The organism is Sulfuriferula sp. GW1 (genome assembly GCF_047300855.1).
In the GTDB taxonomy this organism is placed as follows: domain Bacteria; phylum Pseudomonadota; class Gammaproteobacteria; order Burkholderiales; family Sulfuriferulaceae; genus Sulfuriferula.
In genome coordinates, this window is record NZ_CP170197.1 from 2787778 (window position 1) to 2807219 (window position 19442).

Annotated in this window: 20 protein-coding genes; 13 read left to right on the top strand and 7 right to left on the bottom strand. The window is 57.6% G+C overall.

The window, feature by feature from the left end:
* Positions 1 to 3 precede the first annotated feature (3 nt).
* From lptE to ACFDAU_RS13870, 10 genes are all read left to right on the top strand, one after another.
* On the top strand, positions 4 to 495 hold the full coding sequence (lptE, locus tag ACFDAU_RS13825) for an LPS assembly lipoprotein LptE (RefSeq protein ID WP_413437477.1): 492 nt from the start codon (positions 4 to 6) through the stop codon (positions 493 to 495).
* A 2-nt stretch (positions 496 to 497) separates the two neighbouring features.
* On the top strand, positions 498 to 1532 hold the full coding sequence (gene holA, locus ACFDAU_RS13830; protein ID WP_413437478.1) for a DNA polymerase III subunit delta: 1035 nt from the start codon (positions 498 to 500) through the stop codon (positions 1530 to 1532).
* Positions 1533 to 1546: 14 nt separating this feature from the next.
* On the top strand, positions 1547 to 1999 hold the full coding sequence (locus ACFDAU_RS13835; protein ID WP_413437479.1) for a VOC family protein: 453 nt from the start codon (positions 1547 to 1549) through the stop codon (positions 1997 to 1999).
* A gap of 107 nt (positions 2000 to 2106) precedes the next feature.
* Entirely contained in the window at positions 2107 to 3360 is a 1254-nt protein-coding gene (locus tag ACFDAU_RS13840; protein WP_413437480.1) for a glutamate-5-semialdehyde dehydrogenase, read from the top strand.
* Between the two features lie 127 nt (positions 3361 to 3487).
* The gene (gene nadD / locus ACFDAU_RS13845) at positions 3488 to 4144 is read left to right on the top strand and encodes a nicotinate-nucleotide adenylyltransferase (RefSeq protein ID WP_413437481.1); all 657 of its coding nucleotides are present in this window, start codon (positions 3488 to 3490) and stop codon (positions 4142 to 4144) included.
* Complete coding sequence (gene rsfS / locus ACFDAU_RS13850) at positions 4144 to 4500, top strand: ribosome silencing factor (RefSeq protein WP_413437482.1); 357 nt, start codon at positions 4144 to 4146, stop codon at positions 4498 to 4500. Before nadD ends, rsfS begins: the two co-directional genes overlap by 1 nt.
* 8 nt (positions 4501 to 4508) lie before the next feature.
* A complete protein-coding gene (gene rlmH, locus ACFDAU_RS13855) occupies positions 4509 to 4979 on the top strand; it encodes a 23S rRNA (pseudouridine(1915)-N(3))-methyltransferase RlmH (RefSeq protein WP_413437483.1) in 471 nt (156 codons plus the stop codon).
* A gap of 8 nt (positions 4980 to 4987) precedes the next feature.
* Complete coding sequence (locus tag ACFDAU_RS13860) at positions 4988 to 5608, top strand: Maf family protein (protein ID WP_413437484.1); 621 nt, start codon at positions 4988 to 4990, stop codon at positions 5606 to 5608.
* Between the two features lie 22 nt (positions 5609 to 5630).
* Positions 5631 to 7085, top strand: coding sequence for a ribonuclease G (gene rng, locus ACFDAU_RS13865; protein WP_413437485.1), 1455 nt, complete (start codon positions 5631 to 5633; stop codon positions 7083 to 7085).
* A 46-nt stretch (positions 7086 to 7131) separates the two neighbouring features.
* Positions 7132 to 7389 (top strand): hypothetical protein, encoded by a 258-nt coding sequence (locus ACFDAU_RS13870; RefSeq protein ID WP_413437486.1) that lies wholly within the window; start codon positions 7132 to 7134, stop codon positions 7387 to 7389.
* 276 nt (positions 7390 to 7665) lie between these two features.
* Here ACFDAU_RS13870 and ACFDAU_RS13875 read toward each other — a convergent pair whose 3' ends face one another.
* The 6 genes from ACFDAU_RS13875 to ACFDAU_RS13900 form a co-directional block, all read right to left on the bottom strand.
* Positions 7666 to 8289, bottom strand: a complete 624-nt coding sequence (locus ACFDAU_RS13875) for a hypothetical protein (protein WP_413437487.1) — start codon at positions 8287 to 8289, stop codon at positions 7666 to 7668.
* Positions 8290 to 8595: 306 nt separating this feature from the next.
* Positions 8596 to 10563 carry a dynamin family protein gene (locus tag ACFDAU_RS13880; protein WP_413437488.1) on the bottom strand — a complete coding sequence of 656 codons (1968 nt, stop codon included), beginning with the start codon at positions 10561 to 10563 and terminating at the stop codon, positions 8596 to 8598.
* Between the two features lie 2 nt (positions 10564 to 10565).
* The gene (locus ACFDAU_RS13885; RefSeq protein WP_413437490.1) at positions 10566 to 10865 is read right to left on the bottom strand and encodes a DUF167 domain-containing protein; all 300 of its coding nucleotides are present in this window, start codon (positions 10863 to 10865) and stop codon (positions 10566 to 10568) included.
* 12 nt (positions 10866 to 10877) lie between these two features.
* The gene (locus ACFDAU_RS13890) at positions 10878 to 11453 is read right to left on the bottom strand and encodes a YggT family protein (RefSeq protein WP_413437491.1); all 576 of its coding nucleotides are present in this window, start codon (positions 11451 to 11453) and stop codon (positions 10878 to 10880) included.
* A 62-nt stretch (positions 11454 to 11515) separates the two neighbouring features.
* On the bottom strand, positions 11516 to 12322 hold the full coding sequence (gene proC / locus ACFDAU_RS13895) for a pyrroline-5-carboxylate reductase (protein ID WP_413437492.1): 807 nt from the start codon (positions 12320 to 12322) through the stop codon (positions 11516 to 11518).
* 16 nt (positions 12323 to 12338) lie between these two features.
* On the bottom strand, positions 12339 to 13022 hold the full coding sequence (locus ACFDAU_RS13900; RefSeq protein ID WP_413437493.1) for a YggS family pyridoxal phosphate-dependent enzyme: 684 nt from the start codon (positions 13020 to 13022) through the stop codon (positions 12339 to 12341).
* 33 nt (positions 13023 to 13055) lie between these two features.
* Here ACFDAU_RS13900 and ACFDAU_RS13905 point away from each other — a divergent pair, with 33 nt between their 5' ends.
* From ACFDAU_RS13905 to ACFDAU_RS13915, 3 genes are all read left to right on the top strand, one after another.
* Positions 13056 to 14099 carry a type IV pilus twitching motility protein PilT gene (locus tag ACFDAU_RS13905; protein WP_413437494.1) on the top strand — a complete coding sequence of 348 codons (1044 nt, stop codon included), beginning with the start codon at positions 13056 to 13058 and terminating at the stop codon, positions 14097 to 14099.
* 17 nt (positions 14100 to 14116) lie between these two features.
* Complete coding sequence (locus ACFDAU_RS13910; RefSeq protein WP_413437495.1) at positions 14117 to 15244, top strand: PilT/PilU family type 4a pilus ATPase; 1128 nt, start codon at positions 14117 to 14119, stop codon at positions 15242 to 15244.
* 289 nt (positions 15245 to 15533) lie between these two features.
* Positions 15534 to 18281: an EAL domain-containing protein gene (locus ACFDAU_RS13915; RefSeq protein WP_413437496.1), complete on the top strand. Its 2748-nt coding sequence runs from the start codon at positions 15534 to 15536 to the stop codon at positions 18279 to 18281.
* 6 nt (positions 18282 to 18287) lie between these two features.
* On the opposite strand, the gene ACFDAU_RS13920 is transcribed toward ACFDAU_RS13915, so the two are convergent.
* Positions 18288 to 19439 carry a THUMP domain-containing class I SAM-dependent RNA methyltransferase gene (locus tag ACFDAU_RS13920; RefSeq protein WP_413437497.1) on the bottom strand — a complete coding sequence of 384 codons (1152 nt, stop codon included), beginning with the start codon at positions 19437 to 19439 and terminating at the stop codon, positions 18288 to 18290.
* Positions 19440 to 19442 lie beyond the last annotated feature (3 nt).

Below are 19442 nucleotides of genomic sequence, written 5' to 3' on the forward strand. Positions count from 1 at the left end.
AGCATGAAAAACATTCTTCCCGGCCGGTTATGGCTGGTGGTCCTTAGCGTCATATTCATCGCCGGCTGCGGCTTTCATCTGCGCGGGCAAATAGAACTGCCGTATCGATCCGTTTATGTGCAGGGCGGACAGGATGGATTGGCGGCGGCGCTGCAAGCCGCCTTGCGCCTCGGCCATGCCGGTCGCCTGGCGCCCAGCGCGGAAAAGGCGGAAAGCGTGATTGATATCATGTCGGTGCAGAACAGCAAGGTAATCGTGGCCCTGTCCGGCATCGGCCGGGTGCGCGAATTCCAGCTGCAATACCGCGTGCAATACCAGCTCATCACACCCAAGGGCAAAGTTATCCTGGCGCCTGCCAGTCTGCTGCTGGCGCGCGACATGACTTATAACGATGCCCAGGTTCTAGCCAAGGGCGCAGAAGAGCAACTGCTTTACCGCGACATGCAGAAAGACGCTGCACAGCAGATCATGCAGCGTATCGCCAGCGCCAAATAAGCATGCGCGTCAAGGCGGAGCAACTCGCCCAGCACCTGGCACGCGGCCTCCAGCCGCTTTATACGATATATGGCGACGAACCGCTGCTGGCGCTGGAGGCCGCGGACATGGTGCGTGCGAGCGCCCGTACCGCGGGCTACAGCGAACGTGAAGTGCACACCGTGGAAGGCCGTTTCAACTGGAACGATCTGCTTTCTGCCGGCGACAATCTCTCCCTGTTCGGCAGCCTGCGCCTGGCCGATATCCGCATTCCCTCCGGCAAGCCTGGGCTGGAAGGCGGCAAGGCCCTGCAAGCCTATTGCGCCAGGCTGCCTGCAGACACCATCACGCTCATTACGCTGCCCAAGCTCGACCGCCAGTCCACCAACGCCAAATGGTTCACTGCGCTGGATGCCAGCGGTGTCGTGGTCGGCGTGAACCCGGTGACCATCGACCAGCTGCCGCGCTGGATCGGTACGCGGCTGGCCGCGCAAAACCTGCAAGCCGACAGCCAGACGCTGCGTTTTCTGACCGAACGCGTGGAAGGCAACCTGCTTGCTGCCCAACAGGAAATCCGCAAGCTTGCCCTGCTATTTCCGCCCGGCAACATCACTTTCGAGAACGTGCGCGAAGCCGTGCTCGATGTGGCGCGTTATGATGTTTTCAAGCTCTCCGATGCGCTGCTGGCGGGCGATGTGCCGCGCCTGATGCGCATGCTCGACGGCCTGCGCAATGAAGGTGAAACGCCGGTGCTGATCCTGTGGACTCTCACCCGTGAACTGCGCATCCTGACCCGCATCAAGGCTGGCCAGGCCAGCGGCCAGCCCATCGCCCAGCTGATGCGCGAAGCCGGAGTATGGGAGTCGCGCCAGGCACTGGTGGACAAGGCGCTCGCCCGCGTCAGTCTGGCCACGCTCACCCAGGCGCTGCACGATGCCGCCGCGATAGACCGCACCATCAAAGGTTTGCAAAGCGGCGATGTGTGGGATGCGCTCGGTCAACTGGCGTTGAAAATCGCGCCGCCAACCAGATCCGCGCGTCTCTCCCCTGCCCATTAGTAGAGGTCAATCACATGCCTGACACGAGCCGGTTTCCCCCAGCACATGAGTTCCATCTCAGCCTGCGCGTCACCGATCTGGAACACAGCACGAAATTTTATACCGCGTTTTTCGGCGTCGAACCGAAAGACCGTACGGCCCGATTCAGCACCTTCATCGTGCCGCATCTGCACCTGAACATGGTGCTGCTGGTGAATGACCGGGGCGAGGCACTGGACACCTACAGCCTGTATCACCTGGGGCTGGGCGTGGCCGACAAGGCTGCGGTGATTGCGGCTGCCCACAGCGCCCGGCAAGCCGGCGCCGAAATCGTCAAACCGCCGCGCACCACCTGGCGCGGCACCCCGCTGCACGAACTGTGGCTGCGCGACCCGAGTGGCTACCTGATCGAGATTTATGCGCGGCTCACCCCCGGGGAGCTGGCGCAGATGCCTGCCGATCAGGAACCTGTATTTTTGACAGAATGACTTGTTCTTCAGCGTGTCCGCTGCCTGACCCACCTGCAAAGTCACCCAAGCAGCATATTGCGGTTCCGGGTTAAAATCCGGGTTCGACATTTACCTCTGGATTTGATATGGACATCAAAGCCTATATGCAGGATATGGGACGTGCTGCCCGCGCCGCTTCTCGCGCCGTAGCCCGCGCCGATACCAACACCAAAAACAAGGCGCTCACCGTCATGGCGCAAGCCATCCAGCGCGACGCCGACAAACTGCTCGCCGCCAATGCCGAGGATATGGCCGCTGCGCGTGCCCATGGACTGGACGAGGCGTTACTCGACCGCCTCGCGCTGAATGCCAAATCAGTGGCCGGCATGGTGGAAGGTCTGTTGCAGATCGCCGCATTGCCCGACCCGGTAGGCGAAATTAGCGACCTCAAATACCGCCCTTCCGGCATCCAGGTGGGCAAGATGCGCGTGCCGCTGGGGGTGATCGGGATCATTTATGAAGCGCGTCCCAATGTGACCGCCGACGCCGCCGGGCTGTGCCTGAAATCCGGCAACGCCGCCATCCTGCGCGGCGGTTCCGAGGCGATCCGCTCCAACCAGGCGATTGCCGCCTGCGTGCGCGAAGGGCTGGCCGCCGCCGGATTGCCGGAGACTGCAGTCCAGGTCATCGAAACCACCGATCGCGCAGCTGTGGGCGAACTCATTACCATGAGGGATTATGTAGACGTGATCGTGCCGCGCGGCGGCAAGGGGCTGATCGAGCGCCTGATGAACGATGCGCGCATTCCGGTGATCAAGCATTTGCATGGCGTGTGCCACGTCTACATAGACGACCGCGCCGATCTGGACAAGGCGGTGCGCATTGCCGACAACGCCAAAACCAGCCGTTATGGCACCTGCAATACGACGGAAACACTGCTGGTGGCTCAAGGAGTTGCAGCCACCGTATTGCCAAAGATCGCCGCCATCTACACCGCCAAGGGCGTGGAAATGCGCGGCTGCGAGGCATCGCGCCGGATTGTGGCGATGAATGCGGCGACGGATGAGGACTGGGTCACCGAATACCTCGCCCCCATCATCTCCATCCGTCTGGTGGACGGCATGGACGCAGCGATTGAGCATATCAACACGTATGGTTCGCAGCATACCGATGCGATTGTCACCGAGGACTACACGCGCGCGCGCCGCTTCCTGCGCGAAGTGGATTCCAGCAGCGTGATGGTGAACGCCTCCACCCGTTTCGCCGACGGCTTCGAATATGGCCTGGGTGCTGAAATCGGCATTTCCACCGACAAAATCCACGCGCGCGGCCCGGTCGGACTGGAAGGGCTGACTTCGCAGAAATGGGTTGTGTTGGGCGATGGCCATGTGCGCGGATAAAAACCCAAAGCACTTCATGCCACAGAGAGCACAGAGCCCACAGAGAACAGCTGCCTACATCACGCTCGGTGCCCTCTGTGCTCTCTGTGGCAAATCGCCTTTAGATGCATAGCCTCACGCACAGCCATTGAAACCCATCGGCATTTTCGGCGGCACTTTCGACCCGATCCACTTCGGCCATTTACGTCTGGCGGAGGAAATGGCCGAGGCGCTGGAACTCGCCACGGTGCATTTCATTCCGGCGGGCACGCCGCCGCATCGCACCCGTCCGCGCACCGACGCGCATCACCGGTTGCAGATGGTGCAGCTGGCCATTGCCGGCAATCCACGTTTTGTGCTGGACAACCGCGAAGTCGGGTTACCGCGTTTGTCTTTCACGGTGGAGACGCTCGCCTCATTGCGTGACGAACTGGGCGCCACCCAGCCCTTGTGCCTGCTGCTGGGCGCCGATGCGTTCCTGGGCCTGACCACCTGGTACCGCTGGCAGGACTTGTTCGCACTGGCGCACATCGCAGTCGCGCATCGTCCCGGCTTTCCGCAAAGCACCTGGAAAGACGCCATGCCCGAGGTGCTGCGCGCCGAACTGGAAGCGCGCATGGCGCACCCGCAAGACCTGACCAGTGCTGCGGCGGGGCTGCTGGTGACGCGTCCGATCACCGCACTGGATATCTCCGCCACGCACATCCGTGACACTTTGCGTGCCGCACGCAGCCCACGTTATTTGCTGCCTAACGTGGTTCTCGACTATATTCAGGCCAACCAACTATATTTACCGGAAAATTAATGGATATCAACGAAATCACTGCTGCAGTCGTCGACGCACTGGAAGACATCAAAGGCCAGGATATCGTGGTTCTGGACACCACCCCCCTCACCTCCATGTTTGACCGCATGGTCATCGCCAGTGCAGACTCCACGCGTCAAACCAAGGCGCTGGCTCATAATGTGCAGGAAAAACTCAAAGAAAAAGGCGTCCCTGACCAAGGCATTGAAGGCCTGGAGTCAGGGGAATGGGTGCTACTCGATCTGGGCAGCGTAATCGTGCATGTGATGCAACCTGCCGTACGCCAGTACTACAACCTGGAAGAGCTCTGGAGCGCAGCGCAGGATCAGCGCAATAAACGCAACGCAGCGGGCTGAGCCGTTCCATGAAGCTGCGCATCATCGCGGTGGGACAGAAAATGCCAGCGTGGATCGAAGCCGGGTTTGCCGAATATGCCAGGCGCATGCCGCGCGAGAACAGCATTGAGCTGATTGAACTCAAGCCGGAGAAACGCGCCAGCGGCAAGACCGGTGAGCAGATCAAGGAAGCCGAGCGCGACCGTATCCTCGCTGCGCTGCCGCGCGACGCCACAGCGTGGGCACTGGATGAGCATGGCACTCAGCTCACCACACTGGAACTGGCCGATGCGCTGCGTGAATGGCAAGGCGCCGGGCGCGACACGGCTTTCGTCATAGGGGGCGCTGACGGCTTGCATCAAGATATCAAGCAACGTGCCGATAAACTGGTTGCGCTGTCACGCTTTACCCTGCCGCACGGACTGGTGCGGGTGATGCTGGCGGAACAGCTATATCGCGCCTGGAGCGTGACTCAGAACCATCCTTACCACCGGGAATAAGACCTAACATGGCGCATATTGATTCACGCATTTATCTCGCCTCCCGTTCGCCACGCCGCCGCGAGTTGCTGCGTCAGATTGGCGTGCGTCACGAAGTGTTGCTGTTGCGTGAATCCGGCGGCCGCCTCGACGTCGATGAAACACCACGACCTGGCGAATCGCCGCAGGATTATGCACAGCGCATCGCATGCGCCAAGGCCGACGTTGGCTGGCAGCGCGTCATAGAACGTCATATTCCGCACTATCCGGTACTCGGCGCCGACACCACGGTAATCCTGGATGACGAAATTCTCGGCAAGCCACTGGGCCTGAATGCGGCGATTGACATGCTGGGCAGACTCGCTGGCCGCAGCCATCAGGTTGTCACGGCAGTCTCAGTGACATACGAAGATCGATGCGAGGCTTTACTGAGCACGTCGACAGTCAAATTCAAGCCGCTCAGCGAACGTGAAATTCTCGCCTACACCAGTAGCGGCGAGCCTTTTGACAAGGCGGGCGGTTATGCCATACAGGGGCGCGCAGCGACTTTCATTGAACATCTGGAGGGCAGCTATTCCGGCGTAATGGGCCTGCCGTTGTTTGAAACGGCGCAGCTGCTGGAACGCTTCAACATGAAATTCTTCGAATAAGCCCAAAGGTAGATCGCGCATCATGAGTGAAGAAATTCTCATCAACGTTACCCCCCAGGAGACCCGCGTCGCGGTGATGCATCTGGGCGTCGTGCAGGAACTCCACATCGAGCGCATCAGCCAGCTTGGCCTGGTCGGCAATATTTACTTCGGCAAGGTGTGCCGGGTATTGCCGGGGATGCAGTCCGCATTTATCGACATCGGCCTGGAACGTGCCGCGTTTCTGCATGTCGCCGATATCTGGGAAGAGCGCCATGCCGGGGGCGAGGAACGCCCGATTGAACGCATTCTGTTCGAGGGGCAGGGTGTGCTAGTCCAGGTCATCAAGGATCCGATCGGCACCAAGGGCGCGCGACTGTCCACCCAAGTGAGTTTTGCCGGGCGTTTTCTGGTGTATCTCCCGCAGGAAACGCACATCGGCATCTCGCAAAAAATCGAAGATGAAGCCGAACGCGAATCGCTGCGCCAGAAACTGCAACAGTTGCTGCCCGAGGATGAACACGGCGGTTTTATCATCCGCACCATGGCAGAGCAGGCTGAAGAACGCGAATTGCAGGCGGATATTGAATACTTGCGCAAATTGTGGGCTGATATTCAACAGCAGGCTCGAACCGCGCCATTGAAATCGCTGCTGTATCAGGAACTTAACCTGTCGCTACGCGTGTTGCGTGATTTTGCCAACGATGAAACCGACCGCATTCTGGTGGATTCACGCGAAACCTACCAGAAGATGATGAGTTTTGCCGAGAATTATAGTGGTGGCGTGGTCGATAAACTCAACCACTATGCCGCCGAACGCCCGCTGTTTGACTTGTATGCCATTGAAGATGAAATCGAAAAAGCGCTGGCGCGGCGTGTGGAACTGAAATCCGGCGGCTATCTGATTATCGACCAGACCGAAGCGCTGACCACGGTGGACGTAAATACCGGCGGTTTCGTCGGTGTACGCAATTTCGACGACACTATTTTCAAGACCAACCTGGAAGCCGCGCAGGCGATTGCCCGTCAATTACGGCTGCGCAACCTGGGCGGCATCATCATCGTCGACTTCATCGACATGGACAATCACGGTCACCGCAACGAAGTATTTTCCGAGTTCAAAAAAGCGCTGGCGCGCGACCATACGCGCATGACGGTGAATGATTTTTCATCGCTGGGCCTGGTGGAAATGACCCGCAAGCGTACCCGCGAAAGCCTGGCTCATGTGTTGTGCCAGCCCTGTCCAACCTGCCAGGGGCGCGGCGAAGTCAAAACTGCGCAAACCGTGTGCTATGAGATCCTCCGCGAAATTGTGCGCGAGGCACGCCAGTTCAATGCGCGCGAATTCAGGATACTGGCATCCCAACAAGTGATTGATCAGTTTCTGGATGAAGAATCGCAAAGCCTGGCGCAACTCGGCGATTTCATCGGCAAGCCGGTATCGCTACAGGTAGAAAGCTTGTATACCCAGGAACAATACGACGTGATTCTGATTTAAATGCATGCCCGGTCAGGCAGACCCGCCTTGAATTAAACGAGCTGTCTTGCCATTGCGGCGCAACAAGATTGAAACGCCCCCTGAACCTCATCTGCGCCAGTTCAAATTCCGTCCGCTGGCCATTATCGCGATACAGTTCGAAGAGCAGGTACCACACGGCCGAGTGGCTGCGCTCATGGCTGGCAAAATGTTCCGTCAACAACGTCATGGCGCGTTCCGGATAGCCAAGGTGCACGAACACAGCAGCTTCTTCGGTGATTTGATTTACCGTCGCCATCAGGAAATCATCTTCCTTGCGACCTGACTGCGACGCGACCCGTGCTGTGCTTGCATGCCGAGGTCTATCAACGCGCCTGCCCGTCGATGTCGCCGCTAATGGGCTGTCGAGCTTCCGGCTTCTCCCAGAAGGCTTCCGTCCAGGGCTCGGTGATGTTAACAGCTGCGGCATCAGGCAATACATCAGTAACTACCGGGTCATTTGAACGACGCTGCCTGCATAGTAAATACAGACCCGCAGCGCCCGTGGCCAACGCACCCATCTGGTACATGTACCAGGCTGGCCAACTCGCCGAATCTTGTTTCAATGACCCGGAAGGTAATGCTGCAGGCCTGGGGCGGCAGTCATGGCAGTAATCTGTTTGCGGAGTATCGCCACGGTAGCCCTGGTTTCGGCCAATTGCTTTTGCAACGCAACCATATCGTCCTGCAAAGCATCTGCCTGTATAAGCCTGGCATCGTTATCAAGCGGTGGGGCAGTCTGGTTGACATCGGATATCTGCCCACGCTGCCCCGGCCAAGTGCTCAAGCTGGTGCTGATATGCAAAGCAAACTGATCGCCCGAGTTTGCCGGGGCATGACCAGCGGATATTGGTACAGCTTTCCGAGGTGCTGCCGAGATGGTTTTTTCTGCCTGCTTCGCGGTATTGTTCACAGACAGTAACCGGGAAGAGTGATGCCGCGTAGCCGCATCCTTATGCTCACGCTTGGCGGATGGCATGACCGCAGCATTACTTCCCGCACGCACCGCCGGTTGCCTCGTTAAAGGGGCGCCTGCCGTCACTGGTGCAAAGCCGGATTCTTCAGTCAAATTCGGAACGACGTCTATCAATACAGTGTAATCGCGACGCAACGAGTTATCACACACCGACTCCAAGGCGAAATCCAGCACCGGATCGTTGACAGAGTAGGCGGTGGTCAACAGCAAATACTTACCCTGCGCGTCCCTGCACAAGTTTGACAACGGCACGCCTGAGCGTGGGCAAATCGAGCCACCCTGGTGCGGCCTTTGCACCAGACGGAAGCACTCTTCCCCTCCCGCCATCTCGGACGAATCTGCCCATATGGGGACCTTCACACGCAGGGGTGACCAATACCGGAACGCACCTGCGCCGGCCCCAGGCCGAGCGCATGACCGATAGACCGAATGACCCGATACCGATACCCATACCCAACAAAGTTGCGACCAGTAAGCGCGGGGCCGGATATTTAGGCCACGGGTATTTATTTCGTCTCATGCAACTGCCTGCACTATATGCAATGAGGGCGGGGAAGCCATCTTCACGGCGTCGTCCGCATGGTTTGAAAATGTCTGGAGAATCGAATTGATTTCCTGATGCTGCTGTCCCAGGTCGTCAAATTGTTGCTTTAACTCTGCGACTTTGGCCTGCAGGTTATCCAGATTGTCATGCACCTTGCGTATGTTATCGACACGCAGTTCCAGTTGGGTTTTATGGTCACGGATGCGTATTACCAGCGGATCCAGAGTCCGGCGCAGCCATGCATCGGCTTCCAGGCGCGCCATCTCGAAAACGGTGCGCGCCTCGGACACCAGGCTTTGATAAAACTTGCTCACCATAAAGCGCTTTTCCAGCATCAAATTAAGGGGGTCACGGCAAAACATCTCGGTACTCTGGGCCAAACTCGCCAGACGCTGGCGATGCCGGTCCATATCCAGTTTGGGCGGGTTCAATTGCGGGAATCCATGCTGTTCTTCAAAACGCCGGTAGGCCGAGTCAAGCAATTCCAGGATGGTGGCCGCAGTCTTGTCCACTTTGGCAAATTGCGTGTTGATGCGCCCGAACAGATTATTCATCCCACGGGTAAGAGTGACGGTGGTCCAGCTTTCATCCAGATGTTCGCGGCTTTTTTCCAGCATGGCATTTAGCACATCACCGGATAGCTCGGACAATAATGCGCGCCCCTGTTGCTGCACCAGGTTACGGGTAATCTTGAAATTCAGCGCAACCGCATCATAACCACGCTTTTCGATTACCAGTTTGTCGCGCAGCTTGGTGACCACTTCGCGGTTTTTTCCGGTGAAACCACTCAGTTGCTCCGCATCGCTTTTAACCGATTTAAGTCTGGACAATACCCCATCACGCGAGGCCTCCAGCATGGTCAGCACCTCGCGATTCACCGACTGGTGCAGCAGTGCCTGACGCGAGGGTATGATTTTGTCGGCAAGTAAAGTCTCCAGCCTGGCAATTCCGGAACGCTCCAGAAGCACCTGATCATCGCGAATTTTTCCAACCAGCGCTTTCTGTGCGGAAACCGCAAATACTTGATGGCGTGGAATTCTAAGCTGCTCGGCGGTTTGGTCTATCTGGCGCTGGATGATGGCGTCGATTTCAGCTTCCGATTTGAGCTCGTCCCAAAGCATGTCAATCTTGTTGAGTACCGCGATATGGTGGTGCACACGGCGATAAACGGTGTTTTCCCAGATATCCAGATCGGAGCGTGTCACCCCGGTTTCGGTGGCCAGCAGGAAAAACACGCCGTGCGCATTAGGAATCGCGCTAAGGGTCAATTCGGGTTCGCTGCCCAACGCATTCAGGCCTGGCGTATCCAGAATAGTCAGCCCGCCTTGTAACAGCGGGTGCGGGAAATTGATCTGGGCATAACGCCAGGCCGGCACTTCCACCTTGCCGTCAGCCGCACCCATACGTGCCAACTCGGCATCATCTTTATCGCATAAGCCCATGGCACGCGCCTCGGTGATCGGCACACGCTTGACTTCGGCCAGCGAGCGCAAGGCTGCACTCAGCTGCATGGCGTTGGAAGGATCGAGGCTGATCGTGCTCCACTCTATGGGCAATCGTTTGAGCGTGGCGATGCTGTCATCGCGCAAGCGCGTCTCGATTGGCAACAAGCGCACATACGGCTTACTGTCGGCATCGTGGAAGATTTCCGTCGGGCACATGGTCGTGCGTCCTGCATCCGAGGGCAGAAGGCGCTGTTTGAGGTCAGCAAAAAAAAGCGCGTTGATGAGCTCCGATTTACCCCGCGAAAATTCGGCCACAAATGCCAGCACCAGCCGGTCCTGCTTCAGGGACTCCGCCAGATCATAGAGGCGCAAGGTCTGCTCTGCATCGATATCTGCATAGCGGTCCAGCCAGCCGCGGTAAGCGTCCAACGAACCGAGTATCGCCGCGCGGCGTTGTTGATAATTCGCGACTTCCTGCTCAAGCCGATTTGCCATGTCTACATTCCCATTTGTTCTAGTTTTTGAATGGTCTCGTCATCCAGCGCCGCAATTTTCAGTATTTTCCGGCGGCTCTTTTGTCCGCCCTGAATCCGGACGTTCCTCGCTGATATATCGAGTGTTTTGGCAATAAATGCGCACAGGGCAGCATTTGCCTTTCCGTCAATAGCGGCTGCCGCAACACGAACCTTGAGCGCATTGTCATGAATACCTGCAATTTCCGTGGTTTTTGCTCCTGGTTGAACATGCAGTAAAATCTGTGCCGATCCGCCATTTATTTTCAACCAGGACGGAAACACGGTATCGCGCCGTTACATCATGCTACGCGCTACGCCCTCCAACCAGGCGAGCGGCAGCATGATGATAAGCTGACACACCAGCAGAAAAGCCAGCGGGGAAAGATCAAAATTGGCAACCGGTGGAATCAGGCGCCGAAACGGACGCAGCAGAGGGGCTGCCAGCGCCGCAAATACCGGCATCAAGGGCGACAGCGGATTCACCATGGACAATACAGCCATCACCAACACCAGGCCAATCAAGGTATAGATACCCAGACTAACCAGACGCACGACCGCCAACAACAGGAATGCAGGCAAAACCTTGCTTCCTGCCGCCAGGAACGGGTAGCCGTCCAGCCCATATAGTGCCAGCAGCAATATAAATTCCAGCACCAGAGCCAGCAACAGGGTACCCATGTCCACTCCGAACAAGCCTGGGATGACGCGCCGCAACGGACGTACGGCAAAATCGGTGAGCTTGATCACAAACTGTGCAAACGGATTGTGGAATGGAACACGCACCCATTGCATATAAAAACGCAGCAACAAGGCGATCAGGAACAGATTCACGAGGTTTTGCAGCAAAAACTGCAAGGCTTGGTTCAACATGGTCAATTACCTTGAAAACATACTGTGATTGTTACATTTTCCAAACGCATGCGACGTCTTAATTATTGCAGAGCATCGCCCAGCTCGATAGATCGCTCGGCCGCAGCATGAATAGCGCTGATAATCGCAGCCTTGACCCCCGCTTCATCCATACGCTGCAAGGCGCGCTCGGTGGTACCTGCCTTGGAAGTGACGCGTGCACGCAGCGTCGCAGCCTCTTCATGGCTCCCTGCAGCCAGCTGTGCAGATCCCAGCATGGTTTCCAGTACCAGCTGGCGTGCGGCAGCGCTGCTCAGCCCGAGCTCCTGCGCTGCCTGTTGCATGGCTTCGATAAAATAAAATACATAGGCCGGGCCACTGCCAGAAACCGCCGTGACCGCATCCATCAGTGCTTCGTCTTCCACCCACAACACACTGCCTGCAGATTTAAGAATGTCTTCTGCCATCTGGCGCTGAGGCGACTGAACTGCGGGCATAGCGTACAAAGCCGTGACACCGGCCCCGATCATGGCCGGAGTATTAGGCATGGTGCGCACCACATTGGAATAACCCATTAGCCACGCCGATAAAGTGCGGGCACGCACCCCTGCGGCAATCGACACCACCAGCTGCGTGGCGAGCAAAGGCGACAATGCCTGCGCCACCCCTTTGAGCTGTTGTGGCTTGACTGCCAGTACCACGGCATCCGCAATGACGGCTTCCGGACCCACCTCTGCATAGGTGCTCACCTGATAATCAGCCGCCAGCCGCGCGCGCGCCTCGGCATTGTGTTCGACCACCGATATCTGCCTAGCAGAGTACCCTTGACGCAACAGACCCGCGATCAGAGCGGTGGCCATGTTGCCGCCGCCTATAAACGTAATACGCATTCCCACTCCCGATAAGTTAATTTATTATCCGGCGCCCGCCAAAAATCGCTGAACCCACACGCACCAGGGTTGCGCCTTCGGCTATCGCGGCCTCCATATCGTCCGACATGCCCATGGACAGTGTATCAAGCGGAACATCCAGGCCATCCCGCAATTGTCGCAGCAAGCGGAACTGTGCATGTTGCTGGTCCGCGTTTTTACTGGGCGCCGGAATCGCCATCAGGCCGCGCAAATGCAGGCGCGGCAGTTGCGCTACCGCATGCACGAGCGCCGGCAAATCCGCCGGTGACACGCCGCTTTTGCTGGGTTCGCCGCTGACATTTACTTGTACGCATACATTCAGCGGAGGCTGCGTAGCAGTCCGGGCTTCGTTCAGGCGTTGTGCAATGATGGCACGATCCACGCTGTGTACCCAATCAAAATGCTCAGCCACCGCACGTGTTTTATTGCGTTGCAATGGCCCGATGAAATGCCAGGTTAAAGATAAGTCAGCCAGTGCCGCTATTTTGACTAGCGCTTCCTGTACGTAGCTCTCGCCGAACGCCTGCTGCCCGGCAGCCGCCGCTGCGCGTATCGCGTCGATGCCGAAAGTTTTGCTGACTGCCAGCAATTCGACCGTATCCGGCTTCCGCCCGGCAGCGCATGCCGCCGCGGCAATCCGTGCGTGCACGGCTTGCAAAGCGCTTTTTACTGTGTCCATAATGGCTCGAAAATCATCGCGGAATTATAACAAATGGAAATCTCCGAACTGCTCGCCTTTGCTGTCAAGAACAAAGCCTCCGACCTGCATCTGTCGGCCGGCCTGCCGCCGATGATACGGGTACACGGCGACATCCGCCGCATCAATCTGCCCGCCCTGGATCACACTACGGTGCACGACATGGTGTACGACATCATGAACGATGGCCAGCGCAAAACCTATGAAGAATCGCTGGAGGTGGACTTTTCCTTCGAGGTTCCCACGCTGGCGCGCTTTCGCGTCAATGCTTTCAACCAGAACCGCGGCTCGGGTGCCGTGTTCCGTACCATTCCCAGCAAGGTGCTGACGCTGGAAGAACTCAATGCACCCAAGATTTTCAAGGACATATCCGACCAGCCGCGCGGCATCGTGCTGGTCACCGGCCCTACCGGTTCGGGCAAATCCACCACGCTGGCGGCGATGGTGGACTACGTCAACGAAACCCAGTTCGGCCATATCCTGACCGTCGAAGACCCGATTGAATTCGTCCACCAGAGCAAAAAATGCGTGATCAACCAGCGTGAAGTGGGCCCGCACACGCAAAGCTTCTCCAACGCCCTGCGCTCGGCGCTGCGCGAAGACCCGGACGTGATCCTGGTGGGCGAGATGCGCGACCTGGAAACCATCCGCCTCGCGCTCACCGCTGCCGAGACCGGGCACCTGGTGTTCGGCACCCTGCATACCAGTTCGGCGGCCAAAACCATCGACCGTATTGTGGACGTGTTTCCGGCAGCCGAAAAAGAAATGGTGCGTTCCATGCTGTCCGAATCGATCCGCGCGGTCATCGCGCAAACCCTGCTCAAAACCAAGGACGGCGCGGGTCGAGTGGCTGCGCATGAAATCATGATCGGCACCCCCGCCATCCGCAACCTGATCCGCGAGAACAAGATTGCACAGATGTATTCCTCCATCCAGACCGGGCAAAACGTCGGCATGCAAACCCTCGATCAATGCCTGCAGGATCTGGTACGGCGCAACACGGTTTCAGTGGGTGAAGCGCGTTCCCGCGCTTCGAACAAAGACATGTTTGCCGGATAAACACAGGATATAAATTTATGGACGCCCTCAAAGCCTTGCACGATCTGCTGCGCCTGATGCTCAGCAAAAAAGCCTCGGATTTATTCATCACCGCGGGCTTTCCTCCCGCCATCAAGGTGGACGGCAAGATAGCGCCCGTATCCAACCAGACCCTTACCCCCGCGCATACACGCGAGTTTGCGCGGGCATTGATGAACGATCGCCAGTGGGCGGATTTTGAAGCAAGCCATGAAAGCAACTTTGCCATTTCCCCGCCGGAAATCGGCCGTTTTCGTGTCAACGCATTTGTCCAGCAGGCACGCGTTGGCCTGGTATTGCGGACCATCACCACCAGGATTCCCAAGTTTGAGGAACTCAACCTGCCCCCGGTACTCAAGGATGTGGCCATGGTCAAACGCGGCCTGGTGATTTTTGTCGGCGGTACCGGTTCGGGTAAATCCACTTCGCTCGCGGCGATGGTCGGCTACCGCAATGAAAATGCCCAGGATCACATCATTACCATCGAAGACCCGGTGGAGTATGTTCACGAACACAAGAAATCCATCATCACCCAGCGCGAAGTCGGCGTGGATACCGACAACTGGTTTGCGGCATTGAAAAACACCCTGCGTCAGGCCCCCGACGTGATCCTGATCGGCGAGGTGCGCGACCGGGAAACCATGGAATATGCCATCGCTTTTGCTGAAACCGGTCACCTGTGCCTGACCACGCTGCACGCCAACAGCGCCAATCAGGCGCTGGACCGCATCATCAACTTCTTCCCGGAAGATCGCCGCCAGCAATTGCTGATGGATTTGTCGCTGAATCTCAAGTCGTTTATCTCGCAGCGCCTGATCGCCAGAAAAGGCGCCCCGGGACGCGTTGCAGCGGTCGAGATTTTGCTCAACTCGCCGTTGATTTCGGAACTGATATTTAAAGGCGATGTTCACGAGATCAAGGAGATCATGTCGAAATCACGCGAGCTGGGCATGCAGACTTTCGACCACTCGCTGTTCGACCTCTACGAGGCGGGCATGATCAGCTACGAGGATGCGTTGCGCAATGCCGACTCCCTCAATGACCTCAGGCTGAAGATCAAGCTGCAAGGCCAGGAATCCAGAGAGCGCGATATCATGTCGGGACTGGATCACCTCGATATCGTATAGCCAGCCGCTATTCATATCCCAGCGCGGCAGTTTCCGGCATGCTACCGCCTGTCATTTAAGCGTATTGTTGCGTGAAGCGGGCATTGCTAGTCTGCTATACGAACATTTGCCCCAGATTGCGCGGCAATGCCGGTGCTTCATACTAGCCAGGGCGGCAGCAATACCAGATCTGGCAGAGTATTCATAGGTTAATGGACAATTTTTAATGCGTCTGGCTTTGCACGTCGAATAAGGAATCATCATATTGGCATTGGGAAAATTCACGTTTTCCGGCGTTCGGGCTCGCGTAATGCTTCTGGTGGTCCTGGCAGTAGCGCCATGGCTGGCGATCACCATTTATCATGCCATTGAGGAACGCGGCGTTGCGGTCAAAGCCGCGCAGGACAATGCACTCAGGCTTGCACGCCTTATTTCATTTGACCAGCGCGGCACCATCAGCCATTCGCGCAGCCTGCTGCAGACCTTATCCACGTTGCCGGAAATCCGGAACGGCGCATTGGCTGATTGCCGCTTGTTGCTCGCGCACATGCTGGACGGCACGCAGTACTACGCCAATATCGGGGTCGTGGATGCGAACGGAAAGCTGCTGTGCGATGCGATGGGTACGCGAAAATCGATTGATTACAGCGACCGCACTTGGTTTCGCGAGGCACTCAAAACCCGCCGCTTCGTGATCGGCAGCCTTGCTATCAGCAGAACCACGGGCAAACCCGTCATTGTCACCGCGCTGTCCGTAATCGATGCGCAAGGCACAGTGCAGCGCGTCGTTTTTTCGGCGATCGATATCGGATGGCTCGAGCATCTCCTTCAACAGGCCAGCTTACCGGCAGGCACGGCTGTCAGCGTGATGGACGCCCAAGGCGTCATCCTGGCGCTGCATCCGGATGGGCGGAAATTTGTGGGCCGGCTCAATCCTATGGCCGAGTTGATCCAGGCCATCCGGGACAGAAAAAAAGAAGGCGTCGGCGAAGCCAAAGGTCTGGATGGCAATACGCGGCTGTTTGCCTACCGTCGCCTGTTTGAAAACCCCGCGACCGCCTCCGGTTATGTCAGCGTCAGCACCCCGACCGCTATCCTGTTTGCCCAAAGCAATTATCTGTTTGTCCGGGATATGGTCGTAGTGGGACTGGCGACCGCTTTGATATTCATCCTGGTATGGGTGGGAGCCAACATTCTGGTGCTGGATAAAATGCAGGCGCTGATCCATGCGACCAAACGGATTGCGCATGGCGATTTCAGTACGCGCACACAAATCCAGGGCTCCGGCGAATTAAGCGAATTGGCACGCACCTTCGACAGCATGGCGCAGTCGCTGGAGTTGCTGTTCCAGCAGAGCCAGCACGTCATGGAGGTGATGCCAGAAGCCGTCATCGTTTCCGACAGCCGTGGCAGGATCATGACGGTAAACGCCCAGGCCGCAAAATTATTCGGTTATGCGCGCAGCGAAATGATCGGACTGGAGATCGAAGCCTTGGTACCGGAACGCTTCCGGGCTGCCCACAGCGCTCATCGCAATGCCTATATGGCAATAGCTGCACCTACCGTCAGGGTCATGGCGGAGGGACGGGAGTTGTTCGCACGCCGCAAGGATGGCACCGAATTCGCCACGGAAATCAGCCTGGGGCCCTTAAAGACGGAAGACGGCGATTTTGTGATCAGTGCGGTTCGTGACGTCAGCGAGCGCAAACAATTCGAGACCCGCATACTGCACCAGGCAACCCATGATCCGCTTACCGGCCTGCCCAATCGCATCCTGTTCCACGATATTCTCGATCACGCCATGGCGCGTGCCCAGCGCACGGAAAAACTGCTGGCGGTATTGTTTCTCGATCTGGACGAATTCAAAAATATCAACGACACCCTCGGTCATGCATACGGCGACATGCTGCTGAAGGAAATCGCACAGCGATTGACGACAATACTGCGCAAGGATGATCTGGTGGCGCGCGACGACGCGCTCGTCGCACGTCAGGGCGGCGATGAATTCACCATCCTGCTACAGGGCATCTCGGTCGTGGATAACATCATCCTGATTGCAGAGAAGATACTTGCCGCCATTTCCCGGCCTTTCATCGTCGATGATCATGAAATGCACATGACGGCGAGTATCGGCATCACCATCTTTCCATTTGACGACACTGACATCCAGAGCCTGCTGCGCAACGCCGATACCGCCATGTATCGCGCCAAGGAGAGCGGGAAAAACAATTTCCAGTTTTACACGGCAGGAATGAATCTGCTGATTCGGGAGCGCATGGATATTGAAAATGGGCTGCGTCATGCGCTGGCAAGAAACGAGCTGGTGCTGCACTACCAGCCACAGGTGGATATCGCGAGCGGAAAAATGATCGCCGTGGAGGCGCTGGTGCGCTGGGCGCATCCTGAAAAGGGCCTGATCCCGCCCGACAAATTCATACCGGTCGCGGAAGAAAGCGGCCTGATCGTGCCCATCGGAGAATGGGTATTACGCACTGCCTGCCGGCAAAACAAAGCCTGGCAGAATATGGGGCTGCCGCATATCCGCATGGCGGTGAACCTGTCCGCACGCCAGTTCCGGCAGGCTCATCTGCTTGAGGTAGTGGCCAAAGCCATGGAAGATGCCGGCCTTGCCACCTATTCAGACAGCCTGGAACTGGAGGTGACCGAAAGCGTCGTCATGAAAGACCTGGAAGGAACCATCAGCACGCTCAACAAACTTCATGCAATGGGGGTTCGACTTTCCATTGACGATTTCGGCACCGGCTATTCGAGCCTGAGCTACTTGAAACGCTTTCCGATCAATACGCTCAAAATCGACCAGTCCTTTGTCCGCGACATCACCACGGATGCCGACGATGCAGCCATTGCCTCCACCATCGTCACATTGGGACACAGCCTGAAATTGCGGGTAATTGCCGAGGGCGTGGAAACCGCGCAGCAACTGGCGTTATTGCGTGAGATGAAATGCGATGAAATGCAGGGCTATTATTTCAGCAAACCGCTGGAGGCAGCGGAACTGGAAAAACTGCTGCGTGAGGAACGGCGCCTGTCCGGTTAATCCCGCTTATTTGCGCGCCGATCCGGCTACCACTTTATATTCAAACAGGCGGCATTCCAGCGCGCCATTGAACAACGGCGTGCGCTTGCTTGCCGCGAGCCGGATCAGTTTGGGCAACTGCATGTCGGCTGACAGGATGTACGCATTCCAGCCGGCGCATTTGCGTTTCAGCCAGTCGCCCAGTTTGGGATAAAACTCCGCCAGCTCGGCCTGTTCACCGATACGGACACCGTACGGGGGATTGGTGACGATGGTCCCGGATTCAGCCGGGGCCGGAACTTCCAGCACGTTGCCCTGCTTCAGCTGCACCACACCGGAGAGCCCGGCTGCTTCGAGGTTGACCTGTGCATCGCGCAGCGAATCGCCGAACAGGTCACGACCGAAAATCGCTTGCGGCTCTGCCGGACGCTGCACCGCGACGGCAGCGTCGCGCAACTTGTTCCAGACCACTGCATCGAAATTGCTGAGCTTCATGAAACCGAAGCTGCGCCGGCTGCCCGGTGCGATATTCAGCGCCATCAATGCGGCTTCCATCAGGATGGTGCCACTGCCGCACATCGGGTCGAACAATGGCGTGCCGGGCTGCCAGCCGGACAACATCAGCATGCCGGCTGCCAGATTCTCGTTCAGCGGTGCAGCGCCCGCCTGCTTGCGCAGGCCGCGCTTGAACAGGGAATCGCCCGACGTATCCAGATAAAGGGTGCAGGTATCGCTTGTCAGAAAGGCATAAATGCGCACATCGGGTTCACGGATATCGACGTTGGGGCGCTCACCGGTGGCCTCACGGAAACGATCGCATACCGCATCCTTGATGCGCAGGGTAGTGAATTCCAGGCTTTTCAGCGGTGATTTCTGCGCTGTCATTTTCACCACGATGGTGCGGTCCACGCTGAAAAATTCCGGCCAGTTGAAGGACAGCGCGCCCTGGTAGATATCCTCTTCATCGCGGTACTCGCCGCCGCCTACTCGCCACAGCACCCGGCTGGCAATGCGCGAATGCAGGTTGACGCGGTAGCACAGCGTGAAATCGCCGGCGAAGGCGACACCCCCGTATCCACTGGCAACATCCTGCGCGCCCAGCCCGGTTAATTCCTGGGCCAGCAAAGCTTCCAGGCCACGTGGGCAAGGAGCGAAGAATCGTTGGTTTTTCTTGTCCATAAC

Bases quoted from the DNA above. Each gene is read 5' to 3' on its own strand.
- lptE (WP_413437477.1), top strand. From the start codon at position 4: ATGAAAAACATTCTTCCCGGCCGGTTATGGCTGGTGGTCCTTAGCGTC.
- holA (WP_413437478.1), top strand. From the start codon at position 498: ATGCGCGTCAAGGCGGAGCAACTCGCCCAGCACCTGGCACGCGGCCTC.
- ACFDAU_RS13835 (WP_413437479.1), top strand. From the start codon at position 1,547: ATGCCTGACACGAGCCGGTTTCCCCCAGCACATGAGTTCCATCTCAGC.
- ACFDAU_RS13840 (WP_413437480.1), top strand. From the start codon at position 2,107: ATGGACATCAAAGCCTATATGCAGGATATGGGACGTGCTGCCCGCGCC.
- rsfS (WP_413437482.1), top strand. From the start codon at position 4,144: ATGGATATCAACGAAATCACTGCTGCAGTCGTCGACGCACTGGAAGAC.
- rlmH (WP_413437483.1), top strand. From the start codon at position 4,509: ATGAAGCTGCGCATCATCGCGGTGGGACAGAAAATGCCAGCGTGGATC.
- ACFDAU_RS13860 (WP_413437484.1), top strand. From the start codon at position 4,988: ATGGCGCATATTGATTCACGCATTTATCTCGCCTCCCGTTCGCCACGC.
- rng (WP_413437485.1), top strand. From the start codon at position 5,631: ATGAGTGAAGAAATTCTCATCAACGTTACCCCCCAGGAGACCCGCGTC.
- ACFDAU_RS13880 (WP_413437488.1), bottom strand. From the start codon at position 10,563: ATGGCAAATCGGCTTGAGCAGGAAGTCGCGAATTATCAACAACGCCGC.
- ACFDAU_RS13890 (WP_413437491.1), bottom strand. From the start codon at position 11,453: ATGTTGAACCAAGCCTTGCAGTTTTTGCTGCAAAACCTCGTGAATCTG.
- proC (WP_413437492.1), bottom strand. From the start codon at position 12,322: ATGCGTATTACGTTTATAGGCGGCGGCAACATGGCCACCGCTCTGATC.
- ACFDAU_RS13900 (WP_413437493.1), bottom strand. From the start codon at position 13,022: ATGGACACAGTAAAAAGCGCTTTGCAAGCCGTGCACGCACGGATTGCC.
- ACFDAU_RS13905 (WP_413437494.1), top strand. From the start codon at position 13,056: ATGGAAATCTCCGAACTGCTCGCCTTTGCTGTCAAGAACAAAGCCTCC.
- ACFDAU_RS13910 (WP_413437495.1), top strand. From the start codon at position 14,117: ATGGACGCCCTCAAAGCCTTGCACGATCTGCTGCGCCTGATGCTCAGC.
- ACFDAU_RS13915 (WP_413437496.1), top strand. From the start codon at position 15,534: ATGCTTCTGGTGGTCCTGGCAGTAGCGCCATGGCTGGCGATCACCATT.
- ACFDAU_RS13920 (WP_413437497.1), bottom strand. From the start codon at position 19,439: ATGGACAAGAAAAACCAACGATTCTTCGCTCCTTGCCCACGTGGCCTG.